Genomic DNA, 15,376 nt, shown 5'->3' on the forward strand with positions numbered 1-15,376 from the left:
ATGTGCCATCAGCCACTGCGGCGGGTGAGCGATCACCCGCCGCCTTTTTGTTTGTTGAACTCGTTTGTTTGTTAGACTCCCACCTAGCTCTAATGAGCTTGCTTGTTGCAGGCCAACCACGCGCTCCTCCGATGCAGCATCGCCATGGAACGATTGCAACGCTCGGACATTGGCTCTGCGGCACTTTGACACAACACCAACTGGAGGAGACTACCGATGAAAGCCTTGGCTCTCGCGGCCGCTGCCGGCACGCTCATCATGACCGCAGCCTCCGCTGCGCCGCTCTCGCCTGACAACTCGGCCGTCCCGCAGCGCGATATCCAGGCGGTCCGCATGATCTGTAACGAGGACGGCCATTGCTGGCGCGAGCACCGCGAACGTCGCGTCATCATCGAGGACCGAGATCGCGATTCCTACGCCTATGCGCCGCGCGAGCGCTACATCGAGCGCCGCCACTATGAGGACCGCGACGGCATCGGCATCCGCGCGCCGGGCGTGAGCGTCGGCATTGGCGTCGATCGCGACTGAGCGCAACGATTGCAGGAAACAGAAAAGCCGCGGCCCACGCCGCGGCTTTTCCTCGTGCGAGACAACGATCTCACCCGAAGATCTTGTTCAACTCACCGCCGGGATAGCCGTTGGCGAGTTCGGTGAAGGTGCCCTGCTCGGCCATCTCCTTGGCGGCCCGCATGAAGCCGGCCCAGGCTATCCTTGCCAGCGAGCCGCCGACGCTGATGCGTCGCACACCGAGATCTTCGGCCTGCATCAGCGACAGGCCTGACGACCCGATCAGCAGGTTGACCGGCTTCGGCGCAACAGCTTTGACGACGGCCGTGATCTCCTCGACCGACTTGATCCCTGGCGCATACAGACAATCCGCGCCGGCCTCGGCATAGGCCGCGAGACGGTCGGTCACGAGCCCGAGGTCGGGCTTGCCCCAGAGAAACGCCTCGCATCGACCGGTCAGCAGCACGTCGCCGCCATTGGCATCGATCGCCTGTCGCGCAGCGCGGATGCGCTCCACTGCGAGATCGCGCGCGAACAGCGGATGGTCCTTGTCACCGGTGGAATCCTCGATCGACAGGCCCGCGACGCCGGTCTCGACCGCGCGCGCGACATTGGCCGCCACGCCCTCCGGCGCTTCGGCGAAGCCGCCCTCAAAATCGGCGTTGACGGGAATGTCGACCGCCGTCGACACCGCCGCCAGATGCGCGAGCATCTCGTCCAGCATGGTGTGGGTGTCGGCCTTACCGATCGACCAGGCAAAGCCGGCGCTGGTGGAAGCGATCGCCTTGAAGCCGAGATGCTGCAGCATCTTCGCCGTGCCGGCATCGAACGGATTCGGCAGCACGAAGCAGCCGGACTCATGAAGCTTGCGGAATGCGGCGCGCTTGTCCGCCGTCGTGACCGTCATGTCGTCCTCCCAACTCGTCTTGGTTGCGCCAGCATAGTACCGCTCTCATGCCGTGGCCACGACATTGCGCAGAAATGTTCGCTCTTCGCCCAGAATGAGCTTGTGCTCTTCCGCCAGCGCGAAGTTCGCCCGTCCCTCGGCATCGCTGCGCAGGGTGGCGCGATAGCGCTCGTAGGCGGCGAGGCTGTCGAACGAGATCAAGCCATAGGCGATGTCGTTGGTGCCTTCGTGCGGCATGAAATAGCCGAGGAGCTCGCCGCCGCAGCGGGGAATGATCGACAGCCAGCGTTGCGCGTAATGCTCGAAGACGTCGCGCTTGAACGGGTCGATGCGATAGCGAATGAAGACGGTGATGGTCATGACAACCTCTGGCATGTTTGACATCATCGACACTATCCGCTTGCCCGGCGACAATGCTTCGGCTAACATCGAACTATGAAATCGGGTCCAGACATCGCGATGGTGGCCGCGCTGGTCGGCGACCCCGCCCGTGCCAACATGCTGACCGCCCTGCTCTCGGGCCGCGCGCTGACCGCGACCGAGCTCGCCCAGGAGGCGGGCGTGACACCGCAGACCGCGAGCTCGCATCTCGCCAAGCTCGAAGGCGGCGGCCTGATCGAACCTGAGAAGCAGGGCCGCCACCGCTACTACCGTCTGGCCGATCCCGACGTCGCCGACGTGCTGGAGAAGCTCGCCGGGCTCGCGGCGCGCGCCGGCCACATGCGGGTGCGCACCGGGCCGAAGGAGCCGGAGCTGCGGCGCGCCCGCATCTGCTACGATCATCTCGCAGGCGACCTCGGCGTCCAGATGCTCGACAGCATGACGCGACAAAGGCTGGTGCGCCGGCGCAAGCAGGAGATCGTGCTGACCGAGGATGGCGAGCAGTTCCTGGCGCGACATCTGCGGATCTCGCCGGAGATGCTGGCGCATCCGCGCCGTCCGGTGTGCAAGGCCTGTCTCGACTGGAGCGCGCGGCGGCACCATCTCGCCGGCACCTTGGGCGCGGCCTTGATGAAGCGCTTCACCGAGTTGAAATGGGCCGCGCGCGACACGACGCCCGGCAGCCGTGTCGTGAATTTCAGCCGCGCCGGCGAGAAGCACTTCGCGGCGCTGTTCGGACCGGATGGCGGCGGCTGAGATCACACGCTGTTTATCGCGGCAGCGCGATACAGGCTTGCCTCGGCAGCGAACGCGGGTCACTGCGCGAGGGTCGACGATGCCGTCGCCCTCTGCTTCCCGGAGCCTCAATGTCCCGTTTCGCTGTTGCGCTCTGCGCCGCCCTGATCGCTGTCGTCCCCTCCATCGCCTCGGCCGCGGAGGCGGCGCGCGAGCCCTATGGCATCAATCTCGAGGGCTTTGCCTATCCTTATCCGGTCGGCCTGCTGCCGCTGGTCAATGACGGCGAGCAGCTTCGGATGGCCTACATGGATGTCGCGCCGGCGCAGCCCAACGGCCGCACCGCGCTGTTGCTGCACGGCCGGAATTTTCCCGCGAGCTACTGGGCGCCGGTCATCAGGACGCTGACGGAGGCCGGCTTCCGCGTCGTCGTGCCCGACCAGGTCGGTTTTGGCAAATCATCCAAGCCCGCGGGTGAGCTGCATTTCGACACCCTGGCGCGCAACACCATCGCGCTGCTCGATCACCTCGGCATCGCCAGGGTCGAGATCGTCGCGCATTCGATGGGCGGAATGCTCGCGGTGCGAATTGGCCGCGCCTATCCCGATCGTGTCGCGCATCTCGTGCTGACCGCGCCGATCGGGCTCGAGGATTACCGGATGTACGTGCCGCCCATCCCGACCGAAAAGATCATCGAGACCGAGGATAGTCTCACCGCCGAGGGCTATCGCAAGCAATTGGAGACCAACTACGCGCTGAAGCTGCCGCCCGAGCAGGTGACGCCATTCATCGACGCGCGCTTCAACCTCAAGGGCAGTGCCGACTATCCGCGCTGGCTGAAGAGCTTTGTCGGCTCGTATCAGATGATCTATCGCGAGCCCGTTGTGCACGAGATTCCGCTGCTGACACAGCCGACTTTGTTCATCATGGGAGCCGACGACCACAACGCTCCGGGACGGCCGAACGCGCCTGAAGTGTTGCGCGCCAAGATGGGGCAGAACGCCGAACTCGCGAAAGCACTCAGCAGCCAGATGCGCGATGCGCGCACGGAGGTGATTCCCAACGCCGGCCACCTCGTGTTTCTGGATGCGCCCGAGGCCTACGACGCGCTGCTACTTGAGTTTTTAAGCAAGTAGCTGTTGGGAACAAACGGCAGGGACGCGGCGGGGCCGCATCCCTGTCCGGCTTCGTGAACTCACCAGTTTCGGAAGCAGCGCTTGCCGTACGGGCCGGTGTGCCAGCCCGGGGGACAATTGTAGAGCGGCCGGCAGGCGCCGCGCGGACCGCGGTGGAAGCCGGGGCCGCAGCCCTGCGCCACCTGGATGATTTCCGCACCACCTGTACCTTGCAGCACGGCAGGCGAGGCCGGCGCGGCCTGCGCAGCCGACAATCCGAACAGACCAAGTCCGAGTCCAACGACAGCAGCAGCAAGACCCTTCATCGTATCAATCCTCCCTCATGACGCCGCGTCGCGGCGCTTGCTTGGTAGTCTGCCAGTGAATGAAAACGTTCAGTCATTACCAGTAGTGACGGCGATGCCAGTGCCGGTGCCAGTGACGATGGTGATGCCGCCAGCCCCAATGGCGGCGGCGCCAGCCCCAGTGCCGACGGCGCCAGCCCCAATGGCGGCCGTGACCGCGATGGCCCCAGTGCACCTGCTCAGGTGCAAGCCGATCGGCCTCGTCCTGAGAGACGACCGCACGGTCCGCTTGATGATCGGAATGCGCTGGAACCAAGTCGTTCAGCAGCGCTGGGGAGAGCGGCGCAGCCATCGACTGCGTGGTACGCAACACCGCGCCGGCTGCGGCAGCACATCCAACGCCCAACGCAATCTTGAGGAAGTTTCGTCGTTCCATCATGCGCCTCCATGATCTGCCAACCAGAGCCATGGAGTATCGGGGCGATCAGCTGAACGTGAGCTGAACTGCCACGCGCAACACGCACGCGGCAAAGCTGTTAGCAGCTTCGCCTGTGATGGAACTCAGCCTATTCACCCACGATCTGCGCCAGCGCGAAGCTCTCGCGCGTGCGAGTCACCTCCGGCCAATCGCGATTGAAGTCGGCGATCAGCCGCTTCATCTCCTCGCCGTCGACGGCGCGTTCCATTGCAGCGGTATCGTCGAACTGATACATCGCCTGATGCACCGCGGGATCGGTGAGGCTCCACACCCGCCACGCCTTGCGCGCCCCGAAGCTCTTGATCGCGTCAGGCAGATGAACGTCCCGGTACCACCGATCGAAGGCGTCGCGCTGCGCGGGATCGGGAACCGTGGCGCGAACGACGAAGATGGCTGCAGGCATCAGCTTCTCCAATTGATACTGACGTCCGCGCTCACTCAGCGAAATCCTGCGGCGAGCGACACCACCTGGCCGTCGAGCCCGTTGAAACCGTGATGGCCGCGGGCCTGGCAAGGATCGCCCTCCTCCGCGCCGCCGGACAGCCATTTCACGCGGGCGCGACCGCCGGACCATTTGATGAAGGGTTCGACGCCGGCGGGCAGGGTCACCTTGCAGGCGTCGCTGGTGTGATGGATGACCAGCGTGCGCGGCAGTGCCGACGGCGAGCCGATGATCGACATCACGTTCGACGAGCTGCCGGACTCCGGGCTGAGCAAGCCCGAGGTCAGGACCAGCGCATCCGGACGGGCGCCGCGTGCGATGCCCTCCGCCGCCCTGATCGTGCCGCGGCTGGTGCCGATCACGGTCACCGGCCGCTTGATGGCGGCCATGTAGTCGACGGCGGCCTTCAGGTCGGTGTTGTAGTCCGCCACCATCACCGCCAGGCCGCGCGCCGCATAGGCATTGCGCGTGCGCACCAGCTGGTTGCCGAGCAGGCCATGAATGTCGCCGTGCTCGCCGACATTGATGGCGCCGTCCCCGCCGGGCAGCAGGATCACGCTTGCGCGCACGGCGGCCGGCTTGATCAGCGCCACGCGCGAACCGCCGACGCTGACGGTCTCATCGGCGGACGCCGCGCCGGCCAGACCCGCCGACAGCATCATGGTCAACCCGATCCGCACGATCACGCGACACGCGTCCGTTCTGATCATCGAAACCTCCCGCCAGCCGACTCGGCTCGCGGGCATCCTATCAAATTAATACGAGGCCCGGAGTGCCTAGGAGTCCGGGCCTCGTCACCTCGCGACTTCGCGAGCGAAGCCGGTCGGTATTTGTCATGCTTGGCGGACATTCGGGTTGTCCGCCTTGCGCTGGCTCAAGACGTCAATAACAGCGCGTGATCGTGACGCTGTGATCGCCGCCCCGGCGTCCTGGTACCGTCACCGTCTGCATCGGGCAGCTCGACACGTAGGGGCGATCGGACGGCACGACGTTCGGCGGATAGCGGTGCGCCCAATCCCAGGGCACGTCGTAGGTATAGGTGTAACGCACGTCTGCGGACGAGTGCTCGGGGATCTGCTGCGGCGCGGACTCGCCATACCCGCCATAGGCAAAGGCGCCGGCCGCCGGCAGATAGGCGCGCGGGCCGCGGAAATGATGCCGGACCGGCGGATACGCTGGCGGAACGACATGGCCCGGCCCCACCGGAGCGGCAGCTGGCGCGGCGACCACGGCGCCCGATCGGGCCGAGGCGGCGTGAGCCGAAAGCATCAACATAGCGGCCGCGGCGCAGGCCAGCCCAATTCCGGACGTCCGAACTGCCGATATTCTATCAGCCATGATACACGACCCTACTCTACTCGGTTGCCAGCCTGGCTATCAAAGCTAGGCCAACGGCCCAGTTCCGGCAAACCCATCGTTAAAGGTTAGTTAAGCCGTAAGCTTAACGCCAGGGCTACGGACGGCGCCCGATTGCCGCAATCTGCCGTAACGGGTGCAACATTCCGGAATGGACGCCAGGCCCCTGGATTGCTCCGTCGCTGCGCTCCTCGCAATGACGGCGGGGCTGGTGGGCGTCATCCCATGTCGACGCAGGGGTACGGGCAATGGATCACCGCTTCGTCATTGCGAGCGCAGCGGCGCAGCGAAGCAATCCAGGGCTGCGCCCACCGCTCGCAACGAATTCTCGCCGCTTGGCGAGAAAGACGGGTTGAATGAACACCTACAGCGGCAAATTGTCGTGCTTCTTCGCCGGCATCTCCATCTTCTTGTCACGCAGCATCGCGAGCGCGCGCGCGATGCGGCGGCGGGTGGAGTGCGGCATGATCACGTCGTCGATATAGCCGCGCTCGGCGGCGATGAACGGCGACAGGAAACGATCCTCATATTCCTTGGTGCGCGCGGCGATCTTCTCCGGGTCGGCCATGTCCGCGCGGAAGATGATCTCGACCGCGCCCTTGGCGCCCATGACCGCGATCTGCGCCGTGGGCCAGGCGTAGTTCATGTCGGCGCCGATCTCCTTGGAGGCCATGACGTCGAAGGCGCCGCCATAGGCCTTGCGGGTGATCACGGTGACCAGCGGCACGGTGCACTGCGAATAGGCGAACAGGAGCTTGGCGCCATGCTTGATCAGTCCGCCATATTCCTGGGCGGTGCCCGGCAGGAATCCCGGCACGTCGACGAAGGTGACGATCGGAATGTTGAAGGCGTCGCAGAAGCGGACGAAGCGTGCCGCCTTGCGCGAGGCATCCGAGTCGAGCACGCCGGCCAGCACCATCGGCTGGTTGGCGACGAAGCCGACGGTGCGCCCGGCGATGCGACCGAAGCCGGTGACGATGTTCTTGGCGAACCCTTCCGCGATCTCGAAGAAGTCGCCCTCGTCCACGACCTTCAGGATCAGCTCCTTCATGTCGTAGGGCTTGTTGGGATTATCGGGGATCAGCGTGTCGAGCGACATGTCGACCCGTTCGATGTCGTCGAAGCTCGGCCATTCCGGCACGCCGTCCGAATTGTTCGACGGCAGGAAGTCGATCAGGCGGCGCATCTGCAACAGCGTCTCGACATCGTTGTCGAAAGCGCCGTCGGCGATCGAGGAGCGCGTCGCATGCACCGAGGCGCCGCCGAGCTCTTCCGCCGTCACGACCTCGTTGGTCACGGTCTTCACGACGTCGGGGCCGGTGACGAACATATAGCTGGTGTTCTTCACCATGAAGATGAAGTCGGTCATGGCAGGCGAATACACGTCGCCGCCGGCGCACGGCCCCATGATGACCGAGATCTGCGGGATCACGCCGGAGGCCAGCACGTTGCGGCGGAACACGTAGGAATAGCCCGCGAGCGCCGCGACGCCCTCCTGGATGCGGGCGCCGCCGGCATCATACAGGCCGATGATCGGCGCGCGCGCCTTCATCGCCATGTCCTGCAGCTTCGTGATCTTGAGCGCGTGGGTCTCGGACAGCGAGCCGCCGAACACGGTGAAATCCTTGGCGAAGACGAATGTCTTGCGGCCGTTGACGGTGCCCCAGCCGGTGACGACGCCGTCGCCGGGAACCTTGGTCTTCTCCATCCCGAACTCGGTCGAGCGGTGCTCGACGAACATGTCGAACTCCTCGAACGAGCCCTTGTCGAGCAGGAGCTCGATGCGCTCGCGCGCCGTCAGCTTGCCACGCGCATGCTGCGCCTCGATGCGCTTCTCGCCGCCGCCGAGCTTGGCGCCTTTGCGCCGCTCCTCGAGGGTGTCCAGGATGTCCTTCATGCGCGTCCGCCCGTTCCCATGTCGTGAGTGTTGGCGGCCTTCTAACACGGCTGTTTCGGAACCGAAAAGCCGCTTTCGGCCCTGCCTGCCCGCCCCCCACAGCTCGGAATTAATCGCGAAATCAGGGCCATGGCCGCCCGGCGGGTCCGTCGCGGGCGAGTTTGGAACGGCCGTTCCGGCTGCCGGTTCGACCTCTCGACCCGCCCGCCTTTCGAGCTCCGACACATGCCGTCACCTCCCGTCTTCTCCAACGACATGCGCGCCCGACGCCTCGACGGCCGCGATCCGCGCGGCGCGGTCTACTTCCTGCCCTGGGGCATGGGCTTCGCCGCGGCACGCTGGCTCGGCCTCGTTCACGGACACGACTGGCAGGCGTGCTATCGGCTGCCGGACGCGATGGTCGGCCCCGATCCGGACACATGCGCGGACTGCATCGCAGCCATCGAACGCGACGTGACCACGCTCGCGGCGCGGAATGGTCCACCGTCCCGGCTGATCGGCTTCAGCCTCGGCAGCGTGCCGGCGACCCTGATGGCCGGCCGGCTCGGCCGCCCCGTCTGGAGTTTCGCCTCCGCCGACCGCGGCGAGCTGATGATCTGGTCGAGCCCGGCCGCGCGCGCCATCCGCCGGGAGGCCGAACGGCGCGGCTTTGAGCGTGACGACTTCGCCGCTGCCCTCTCCCGCTACAACCCCATTCACTGGGTCGATCGCGTCGCGCTCGACAGCCGATTCGTCGTCGGCCGGTTCGACCGCCTCGTGCCGCGCGCCCGCGGCCAGGCGCTGCTCGCGCGCGCCAGAGGCCGTATCGCCGGAGATCATCTCGTCGAGCTGCCGCTCGGCCATGTCGCGGTGCTCGCAGCGAGCGGCTTCCTGCAGCGGCGCTGGCTCCGCGCGGAGAGGATGAGGTGAACACGAGACATGGCTGAGCGCTCTCGCGGCCGTGGGCGCCTCCGGCTCGACGCTCGTGACGATCGCGATGCGCCCCTCTTCAGCGAGCCGGGATACGCGAGACCGTGGATCTGATTTGCCAAACGGCGCAAGTGAGTAGTTCGCGACACACCGGCACGACGGGCAGTTGATGCATGCGCGGCATGCGAAATTGCGCATCGGCCTGTTTTTGCGCCTAAGCCCCTTTTTGCAGAAGCATCGTTTTGGCGAGTCTCTCTCGCTCTCGTCATGATCGAGCTTGTCACCGTTCTAGCCGCGGCGACACACGACGTGGCAGCGCTTCCCACTCTCAGGACGCCCGCGATGCATTTTGTCGGATTCCCGACACCCATTTTTCTTGCCCGTCGGGCGTCGCGCTCCTAGTTTCCGCGCCCGCTTGCGGCAATCAACAAATTGAAAGGGCGGACACGATGGTTCGGGAATTCGAATACAAGGGGGAAGTGTTTCGGGTCACGGCGCATGGCATTCATGGCCATGAGGAGATCTTCATCGTCCATATCGACGACGGCGTCGAAGGCGGCGAGATCTCGATCGACCGTATGACAGAGGAGAACGACACGTCGGCTCCGCTGGAATCGATCATCGTCATGCTGTGCGACAAGCTGATTCCGGAATCCGCGATCGCCTGCCGCGACCCGGACGCGCCGTTCGCCTGGCGCGAAGGCAAGGTGGTCTATCAGGTGCATGACGGCGTGCAGGCGCTGAACCATTGAAAGGGCGCCGGAACGATGGCTCGGGGAATAACTGCCTCTCCACCGCCATCTCGTGAGCGAGGCCATTCAAGGCGTCCGATCTCCCGGATTGCCTCGCTCCCGATGAGGATTGCCTGGATTGATCCCGATAGGGTGGGCAAAGCGCAGCGCGCCCACCGATCCCATGAGGACGAAGAAGCGGTGGGCACGGCGCTTCGCGCCTTTGCCCACCCTACCAATCAGACGATCGGGCGCAGCCGCTCAGGACGAAAGCGGGATGACCAGCTCTGCGTCGGCGATGACGTAACGGACATAGCGGTAGTCGCGGATGAAGCTGATCTTGCCGTCGCGCCAGCTCAGCCACATGACGTAGCTGGGCTGCCGATCGTCCTTGCGGTCGAACACGGCGATCACCTCCCGGCCCTCGAGCCAGGCGGGCGCCAGCCATACGCCCTCCACGCCGGCATAGATGCTGAAGAACAGTCCGACGTCGGCCGACCCGACGCGGACGGGATGTGTGGACTGGTGCAGTTTGACATCGTCCGCCAGCAGCGCGCGCAAGCCGTCCCAATCACGCTGGTTGAACAGACTCACATAGCGCGCCACGGCCTCGGACACGGGCCTCGCCGCGGGGCGCGCCTCGGCCACGGCGTTGATCTCGGAGAGCCGCGCACGGGCGCGGGCGAGATGCGCCTTGACCGAGTCGACCGTCAGCCCGAGCAGCGCCGCAATGTCGGCGAGCGGCTCATCCAGCACGTCCTTGAGGATCAGAATGCTGCGCTGGGGAATCGGAAGCTCGGTGAAGCGCGACACGGCGGTCCGGATCGCCTCTTTGCGCATCATCGTCTCCGCGGCATCAGGTGCGGAGACGTCGGCAATGTCATCCGCCGCCTCCATCGGTTCGGCGGCGCGGATCGCGCGGCCGCGCAGCAGGTCGAGCGCCCGGTTGTGCGCGACCTTGAAAAGCCATGCCCGCAACGAGCCGATGTCCTTCATCTCGTCCAGAGTCGTGAGCGCACGCGTCAGCGTATCCTGCACGACGTCCTCGCCATCGATGACCGAGCCCATCAGCCGGGCGCAATAGCGATGCAGCTCTGGCCGTAGCTGCTCCGCCAGGACGGCGAGCTCGGCCACGAGCTCGGCCTTGCGCGTTCCCTGCTGATCATCTGGTCCGTCACTCAAGCTGCCGCTCCTTCCATGATCGTTACGCCGTCGTCGCCATTGAGACCGAACACGACTCCGTCGGCGAACCGCGCATCCTCCAGCACGGAAACCACGCGATCCCCATAGGCGCGCGGCGGCATCGGCGCGCCGAAACGGGCGACGAACGCACCCGGCGTGATGCTCATCGCACCCGCATAGGCGCCCGCGGCCGTATCGCCCACTCCGGTTCCCAGGATCATCATGCGCGGCACGATCGCCTGGAAGCGAATGCCGAGCCGGTCGTCCTTCGACACGCCGTTGGCATATTTGGTCATGAACCAGAGCATGCGCTTGGCGCCGGCATAGCCCCCCGACATCTGTGAACCGCCCACCGCCGCGCCGCTCGATCCGACCAGGACGCGGCTTCCCGGCTTCAAGGGCAGCTTGAGCGCGGCCTGGATCCAGTACAGGCCCGCCTTGACGTCTGTCTCCCAGGCCACCGAGAAGTCCTTCCAGCTTAGCCGATCCAGCCGATCCATCTGCGGCGTCGTGCCGGCGTTCAGGATCAGGATGTCAGGGCGGATGTCGCCGACGATCCGACGCGCGGCAGCCTCGTCGGTGACATCGGCCGCGATCGTGGCCACGCCGAGACGGGCGGCGACCGCGCCCAGGGCCTCGGTTCCACGCGCGACGACGGTCACCTTGGCACCGTGGTCCGCGAGAGCCTCCACAATTCCCAGGCCGAGGCCGCGGCTGCCACCCGTCACGACGATCGTCTTGTCTTTCAGGCTCATGATGATGCTCCATTGTCCAGATGAGAGGAAGACGATCGAGGCCCGGCAGAAGAGTCGGGCGGCCCGACGGCACGAGCCCCTTGCGCAACGGACCGCCGGGCTTGATGCTTCGGGCTCCTCGCTCACCATGAGAATCGCTCAATGTCCGTCGACACCGCCGCCGCCACCGATCGCCTAATGCGCTTTCTTGCCGTGCAGGGCGTGACCGGACAGGAGAAGGCGATCGGGCGGGAAATCATGGCGGCGCTGAAGCAGGCTGGCGTCCCGGCCAGGGCGATGCGGCTGGATGATGCCAATACGCGGATCCCGCTGCCGACCGAAACCGGTAATCTGATTGTCGAGCTGCCCGGACGCGGCAGCCAGCACAATCAGCCGCGCGTCATGTTCATGACCCACATGGACACGGTGCCGCTCTGCGCCGGCGCACAGCCGAAGATCACCGGCCGCAAGATCGTCAACCAGGCCAGGACCGCGCTCGGCGGCGACAACCGCTGCGGCTGCGGCATCCTCGTGACGCTCGCGGCCGAGCTCGTCCGGCAAAAGCTCGATCATCCGCCGATCACGCTCTTGTTCTGCGTGCGCGAGGAGAGCGGGCTCTATGGCGCGCGCCACGTCAACACCGACGATCTCGGCGCGCCGGAGATGGCGTTCAACTTCGACGGCAGCTCGGCCGCGTCCGTCACGATCGGCGCCGTCGGCGCCGACCGCTGGGAGGTCGAGATCTTCGGCCGCGCCTCGCATGCGGGCGTGGCGCCGGAGCGCGGCATCAGCGCCACCATGATCCTGGCGCTCGCGCTCGCCGACGTCAAAGCCGGCGGCTGGTTCGGCAAGGTTGTGAAGGGCAAGGGCAAGGACGCCAAGCTCGGCACTAGCAATGTCGGCCCCGTGACCGGCGGCGAAGGCCGCCCCGCGGGCGACGCCACCAACGTCGTCACCGACTACGTCCATGTTCGCGGCGAATGCCGCAGCCACGACGCCAAGTTCATTCGCGAGATTACCAAGGCCTACAAGGCGGCGTTCGAGAAGGCCGCCAAGCAGGTCACCAACAGCGAGGGAAAGTCGGGGCGCGTGAAGTTCAAGGCCGAGACCGACTATTACCCGTTCCGCATGAAGGACACCCTGCCTGTGGTGAAGCGCGCCACTGCCGCCGTCACCGATATCGGCGCCACGCCGACCTTGCGCGCCGGCAATGGCGGCCTCGACGCCAACTGGATGGTCCGCCACGGCATCCCCACCGTCACCTTCGGCACCGGCCAGAACGAGCCGCACACGATCGACGAGTGGATCAACCTCGACGAATACGACCGCGCCTGCGCGCTGGCCGTGCGGCTGGCGACGATGGGGTGAGAAGGACGCGAAGCCTGACGCCGCCGTATCCGGCGCGCGTCATCCTGACAGCCGTAGGTGCCCACCGATCCCCCGAGGACAAGAAGCGGTGAGCGTTCAAAAGGGGCCTACCTTCCACCGTCCTTCGAGACGCCCGCCTGCGGCGGGCTCCTCAGGACGAGGGCCGAGATCGTAGCAACATGTTGACCATCATCGTGAGGAGCGCCGCGCGGCGGGTCTCGAACCATGAGGCCCTGAACGACTTCATCCAACGACTTCATCCAGTGGCTCTGCTGCCATGGGCATCACGCCCCCTCCGGCGCAATGACGCCCTTGCTGAAGATGAAGCAGCCGTAGAAGCGGCGCTCGCCGGTGGCGATGACGCAATAGGCTGATTTGGCCATCTCGTAGAACGCGTAACGCTCGACGCCGACCAGCGGCCATGGCTTGCCTTCGGCGCGGTCGATCGCAGCCTGCACCTCCTGCTGCACCGGTGTGACCTCGTCCGGATGGCCGACGACCTCCATCCGCACGGCGGCGTCGTCGATGAAGGTGTCGAGCGGCAGCACCGACAGCACGGCCTGAACGGCCCTCGCCGCGCTGACATTGTCGATGCGCAGAAGCTCGCCGAACACCGTCTGCCGCGCGATCGCATCCGCCGGAAAATTCGTGTCGCAGATCACGAGGCGGTCGCCATGCCCCATCGCACGGAGTGCATAGAGCACATCGGCATTGAGCAGCGGATCGAGATTCTTCAGCATGTGGTCCTCCCCGAGCTACGGTCCTAGCCGCCTGGTCTCGCCGACCAGGCGAAGATCGATCCGGCTGATCAGGTCCGAGCGCAGCGCTTCAGCCGCGGCCATCGCCGCCGTGGTCTGCCGCAACGTGCTGACGTTCGATCCGAGCGAGACGATGCCGCCGAGCACCGCGGCAATCGCGCCGAGCAGCGCGACCGCATCGGAGCCGAGCAGACCCAGCACCGCGCCGAGCAGCAACACGGCGCCGCCCGCAATCACGATCTTCGAAGCCAGGATGATCTTTCGACAGCGCTCGGCTGTATCGGCGAGCTGCTCGAGCCGCGCCTCGATCAGGGCGATCTGGCCGCCCGGGTCGTCCTCTTCCATCACACGCGCTGTCCTTACGCGATCCCCCGGCCTCAATCGCATGTCCCGATCATGCCGCCTGTCGCGTGGCGCAAGCCTACGATGCCGTCCTCGCCCGGGCAACCACCCGCGGCGTAGGTGAGCGTTCACCCGGCCCGGATACGGGCGGAGCCCTCCCGCAACCCGAGGCAGCAGGCCGGAACAAAGCCGGCGAAACTGGATTGTCGTCGTCGAAAATTCCACACCGCAGACCGCGAGGCTCCCCATGGCTGCAGACAGCCTGAAGACACTGCACACGTCCCTGATCGATGCGCGCAACGGCTATCAGGAAGCAGCCGGCGACGCCGAGACGCCGGCGCTCAAGACGTTGTTCGCCGAGATGATCGCGCTCAAGGAGCGCGATCACGCCGAGCTGCATGACGCGCTCCGGCGCATGGGCGAGACGCCGGACGAGTCCGGGTCCTTCATGTCCACGGTGCACCAGACCGTCATCCGCGTGCGCTCCGCGGTGACCGGCCTCGGCACCAATGCGCTGCCGTCCTTCGTGAGCGGCGAGGAGCAGATCCTCAGCCAATACGACGAGGCGCTGAAGGACTGCGCCGGCGATGCCGCCACTGCGGCGACGCTGCGTCAGCAGCGCGAGACCCTGCTGGCGAAGATCGCCCAGATGAAGCAGCTCGCGGCCTGAGCGCTCGATCGTGCCAAATCTGAAAACCGACGAGCATTTCATGCAGGAGGCGATCAAGATCGCCACGCAGGATGGCGCCGATCCGGCGCTGTCACCGATCGGCTGCGTGATCGTGCTCGGCTCCGATATCGTCGCGGCCGAGCGCAACCATGTCGCCGCCAAGCACGACGCCACGGCTCATGCGGAGATCGAGGCCATCCGCGCCGCCGGCCGCGGCTTCGACGACGGCGAACTTCGCGGCGCCACGCTCTACACCACCCTGCAGCCGTGCGGCATGTGCACGATGGCCTCGATCTGGAGCAAGGTCGGCCGCATCGTCTACGGCGCCGGCCGCGACGACGTGCACCAGATGTACTTCGAGGCGCGCCACGTCGACACGCTCAAATTCGTCGAGAACGCCTATCGCGACGACATCACGATCGAAGGCGGCGTTCTGCGCGACGCCTGCAGCAAGCTCTACTATCGACCCTGGGACGATGTCCCGATCGAGGACCAGGGCAACCGCTGAAGGCCATGGCCTTCTCCACGTCACGAAGCAGGGGTGCGCGAGAGATCCAGC

General features: G+C 65.9%; 20 protein-coding genes. 8 read left to right on the forward strand and 12 right to left on the reverse strand.

Features of this window, described 5'->3' with window-relative positions; all coding sequences use genetic code 11:
• The first annotated feature begins 216 nt into the window (after positions 1-216).
• Positions 217-528, forward strand: coding sequence for a hypothetical protein (locus BRADO_RS20130; protein ID WP_011927188.1), 312 nt, complete (start codon positions 217-219; stop codon positions 526-528).
• 70 nt (positions 529-598) lie between these two features.
• On the opposite strand, the gene BRADO_RS20135 is transcribed toward BRADO_RS20130, so the two are convergent.
• Complete coding sequence (locus BRADO_RS20135) at positions 599-1,414, reverse strand: oxaloacetate decarboxylase (RefSeq protein ID WP_011927189.1); 816 nt, start codon at positions 1,412-1,414, stop codon at positions 599-601.
• Between the two features lie 45 nt (positions 1,415-1,459).
• Positions 1,460-1,774 (reverse strand): NIPSNAP family protein, encoded by a 315-nt coding sequence (locus tag BRADO_RS20140; protein WP_011927190.1) that lies wholly within the window; start codon positions 1,772-1,774, stop codon positions 1,460-1,462.
• A gap of 75 nt (positions 1,775-1,849) precedes the next feature.
• On the opposite strand from BRADO_RS20140, the gene BRADO_RS20145 reads away from it, so the two are divergent.
• A complete protein-coding gene (locus BRADO_RS20145) occupies positions 1,850-2,551 on the forward strand; it encodes a helix-turn-helix transcriptional regulator (RefSeq protein ID WP_011927191.1) in 702 nt (233 codons plus the stop codon).
• Positions 2,552-2,661: 110 nt separating this feature from the next.
• Positions 2,662-3,666: an alpha/beta fold hydrolase gene (locus tag BRADO_RS20150; protein ID WP_011927192.1), complete on the forward strand. Its 1,005-nt coding sequence runs from the start codon at positions 2,662-2,664 to the stop codon at positions 3,664-3,666.
• Between the two features lie 59 nt (positions 3,667-3,725).
• Here BRADO_RS20150 and BRADO_RS34210 read toward each other — a convergent pair whose 3' ends face one another.
• The 6 genes from BRADO_RS34210 to BRADO_RS20175 form a co-directional block, all read right to left on the reverse strand.
• Positions 3,726-3,971 (reverse strand): GCG_CRPN prefix-to-repeats domain-containing protein, encoded by a 246-nt coding sequence (locus BRADO_RS34210; RefSeq protein WP_011927193.1) that lies wholly within the window; start codon positions 3,969-3,971, stop codon positions 3,726-3,728.
• A 76-nt stretch (positions 3,972-4,047) separates the two neighbouring features.
• A complete protein-coding gene (locus BRADO_RS34215) occupies positions 4,048-4,389 on the reverse strand; it encodes a twin-arginine translocation signal domain-containing protein (RefSeq protein ID WP_011927194.1) in 342 nt (113 codons plus the stop codon).
• 127 nt (positions 4,390-4,516) lie between these two features.
• The gene (locus BRADO_RS20160; protein ID WP_011927195.1) at positions 4,517-4,831 is read right to left on the reverse strand and encodes a hypothetical protein; all 315 of its coding nucleotides are present in this window, start codon (positions 4,829-4,831) and stop codon (positions 4,517-4,519) included.
• A 35-nt stretch (positions 4,832-4,866) separates the two neighbouring features.
• On the reverse strand, positions 4,867-5,580 hold the full coding sequence (locus BRADO_RS20165) for an alpha/beta hydrolase (protein ID WP_011927196.1): 714 nt from the start codon (positions 5,578-5,580) through the stop codon (positions 4,867-4,869).
• A 172-nt stretch (positions 5,581-5,752) separates the two neighbouring features.
• Positions 5,753-6,208, reverse strand: a complete 456-nt coding sequence (locus BRADO_RS20170) for a hypothetical protein (protein WP_041756758.1) — start codon at positions 6,206-6,208, stop codon at positions 5,753-5,755.
• Between the two features lie 382 nt (positions 6,209-6,590).
• Positions 6,591-8,123 (reverse strand): acyl-CoA carboxylase subunit beta, encoded by a 1,533-nt coding sequence (locus BRADO_RS20175; RefSeq protein WP_009027335.1) that lies wholly within the window; start codon positions 8,121-8,123, stop codon positions 6,591-6,593.
• Positions 8,124-8,348: 225 nt separating this feature from the next.
• Between BRADO_RS20175 and BRADO_RS20180 the strand changes: the two genes are divergently transcribed.
• Together BRADO_RS20180 and BRADO_RS20185 are read left to right on the forward strand one after the other, a co-directional pair.
• Positions 8,349-9,032, forward strand: a complete 684-nt coding sequence (locus tag BRADO_RS20180) for a hypothetical protein (RefSeq protein WP_011927198.1) — start codon at positions 8,349-8,351, stop codon at positions 9,030-9,032.
• Between the two features lie 449 nt (positions 9,033-9,481).
• Entirely contained in the window at positions 9,482-9,784 is a 303-nt protein-coding gene (locus BRADO_RS20185; protein WP_011927199.1) for a hypothetical protein, read from the forward strand.
• Positions 9,785-10,024: 240 nt separating this feature from the next.
• Here the strand turns inward: BRADO_RS20185 and BRADO_RS20190 are convergent, their stop codons facing one another.
• A complete protein-coding gene (locus BRADO_RS20190) occupies positions 10,025-10,945 on the reverse strand; it encodes a sigma-70 family RNA polymerase sigma factor (protein ID WP_011927200.1) in 921 nt (306 codons plus the stop codon).
• Positions 10,942-11,700: an SDR family oxidoreductase gene (locus BRADO_RS20195; RefSeq protein WP_011927201.1), complete on the reverse strand. Its 759-nt coding sequence runs from the start codon at positions 11,698-11,700 to the stop codon at positions 10,942-10,944. Before BRADO_RS20195 ends, BRADO_RS20190 begins: the two co-directional genes overlap by 4 nt.
• A gap of 141 nt (positions 11,701-11,841) precedes the next feature.
• Between BRADO_RS20195 and BRADO_RS20200 the strand changes: the two genes are divergently transcribed.
• Entirely contained in the window at positions 11,842-13,047 is a 1,206-nt protein-coding gene (locus BRADO_RS20200; protein ID WP_011927202.1) for a M20/M25/M40 family metallo-hydrolase, read from the forward strand.
• A gap of 284 nt (positions 13,048-13,331) precedes the next feature.
• Here the strand turns inward: BRADO_RS20200 and BRADO_RS20205 are convergent, their stop codons facing one another.
• Both BRADO_RS20205 and BRADO_RS20210 read right to left on the reverse strand, forming a co-directional pair.
• On the reverse strand, positions 13,332-13,787 hold the full coding sequence (locus BRADO_RS20205; protein WP_011927203.1) for an RbsD/FucU family protein: 456 nt from the start codon (positions 13,785-13,787) through the stop codon (positions 13,332-13,334).
• 15 nt (positions 13,788-13,802) lie between these two features.
• The gene (locus BRADO_RS20210) at positions 13,803-14,150 is read right to left on the reverse strand and encodes a hypothetical protein (RefSeq protein ID WP_011927204.1); all 348 of its coding nucleotides are present in this window, start codon (positions 14,148-14,150) and stop codon (positions 13,803-13,805) included.
• A 244-nt stretch (positions 14,151-14,394) separates the two neighbouring features.
• Between BRADO_RS20210 and BRADO_RS20215 the strand changes: the two genes are divergently transcribed.
• On the forward strand, positions 14,395-14,817 hold the full coding sequence (locus tag BRADO_RS20215) for a PA2169 family four-helix-bundle protein (RefSeq protein WP_011927205.1): 423 nt from the start codon (positions 14,395-14,397) through the stop codon (positions 14,815-14,817).
• 10 nt (positions 14,818-14,827) lie between these two features.
• Positions 14,828-15,325, forward strand: coding sequence for a nucleoside deaminase (locus BRADO_RS20220; protein WP_011927206.1), 498 nt, complete (start codon positions 14,828-14,830; stop codon positions 15,323-15,325).
• The last annotated feature ends 51 nt before the right edge of the window (positions 15,326-15,376 follow it).

Source organism: Bradyrhizobium sp. ORS 278, assembly GCF_000026145.1.
In the GTDB taxonomy this organism is placed as follows: Bacteria; Pseudomonadota; Alphaproteobacteria; order Rhizobiales; family Xanthobacteraceae; genus Bradyrhizobium.

Excerpts from the sequence above, each read along its gene's own strand:
- BRADO_RS20130 (WP_011927188.1), top strand. The coding sequence starts at position 217 with ATGAAAGCCTTGGCTCTCGCGGCCGCTGCCGGCACGCTCATCATGACC.
- BRADO_RS20135 (WP_011927189.1), bottom strand. The coding sequence starts at position 1,414 with ATGACGGTCACGACGGCGGACAAGCGCGCCGCATTCCGCAAGCTTCAT.
- BRADO_RS20140 (WP_011927190.1), bottom strand. The coding sequence starts at position 1,774 with ATGACCATCACCGTCTTCATTCGCTATCGCATCGACCCGTTCAAGCGC.
- BRADO_RS20145 (WP_011927191.1), top strand. The coding sequence starts at position 1,850 with ATGAAATCGGGTCCAGACATCGCGATGGTGGCCGCGCTGGTCGGCGAC.
- BRADO_RS20150 (WP_011927192.1), top strand. The coding sequence starts at position 2,662 with ATGTCCCGTTTCGCTGTTGCGCTCTGCGCCGCCCTGATCGCTGTCGTC.
- BRADO_RS34210 (WP_011927193.1), bottom strand. The coding sequence starts at position 3,971 with ATGAAGGGTCTTGCTGCTGCTGTCGTTGGACTCGGACTTGGTCTGTTC.
- BRADO_RS34215 (WP_011927194.1), bottom strand. The coding sequence starts at position 4,389 with ATGATGGAACGACGAAACTTCCTCAAGATTGCGTTGGGCGTTGGATGT.
- BRADO_RS20160 (WP_011927195.1), bottom strand. The coding sequence starts at position 4,831 with ATGCCTGCAGCCATCTTCGTCGTTCGCGCCACGGTTCCCGATCCCGCG.
- BRADO_RS20165 (WP_011927196.1), bottom strand. The coding sequence starts at position 5,580 with ATGATCAGAACGGACGCGTGTCGCGTGATCGTGCGGATCGGGTTGACC.
- BRADO_RS20170 (WP_041756758.1), bottom strand. The coding sequence starts at position 6,208 with ATGGCTGATAGAATATCGGCAGTTCGGACGTCCGGAATTGGGCTGGCC.
- BRADO_RS20175 (WP_009027335.1), bottom strand. The coding sequence starts at position 8,123 with ATGAAGGACATCCTGGACACCCTCGAGGAGCGGCGCAAAGGCGCCAAG.
- BRADO_RS20180 (WP_011927198.1), top strand. The coding sequence starts at position 8,349 with ATGCCGTCACCTCCCGTCTTCTCCAACGACATGCGCGCCCGACGCCTC.
- BRADO_RS20185 (WP_011927199.1), top strand. The coding sequence starts at position 9,482 with ATGGTTCGGGAATTCGAATACAAGGGGGAAGTGTTTCGGGTCACGGCG.
- BRADO_RS20195 (WP_011927201.1), bottom strand. The coding sequence starts at position 11,700 with ATGAGCCTGAAAGACAAGACGATCGTCGTGACGGGTGGCAGCCGCGGC.
- BRADO_RS20200 (WP_011927202.1), top strand. The coding sequence starts at position 11,842 with ATGTCCGTCGACACCGCCGCCGCCACCGATCGCCTAATGCGCTTTCTT.
- BRADO_RS20205 (WP_011927203.1), bottom strand. The coding sequence starts at position 13,787 with ATGCTGAAGAATCTCGATCCGCTGCTCAATGCCGATGTGCTCTATGCA.
- BRADO_RS20210 (WP_011927204.1), bottom strand. The coding sequence starts at position 14,150 with ATGGAAGAGGACGACCCGGGCGGCCAGATCGCCCTGATCGAGGCGCGG.
- BRADO_RS20215 (WP_011927205.1), top strand. The coding sequence starts at position 14,395 with ATGGCTGCAGACAGCCTGAAGACACTGCACACGTCCCTGATCGATGCG.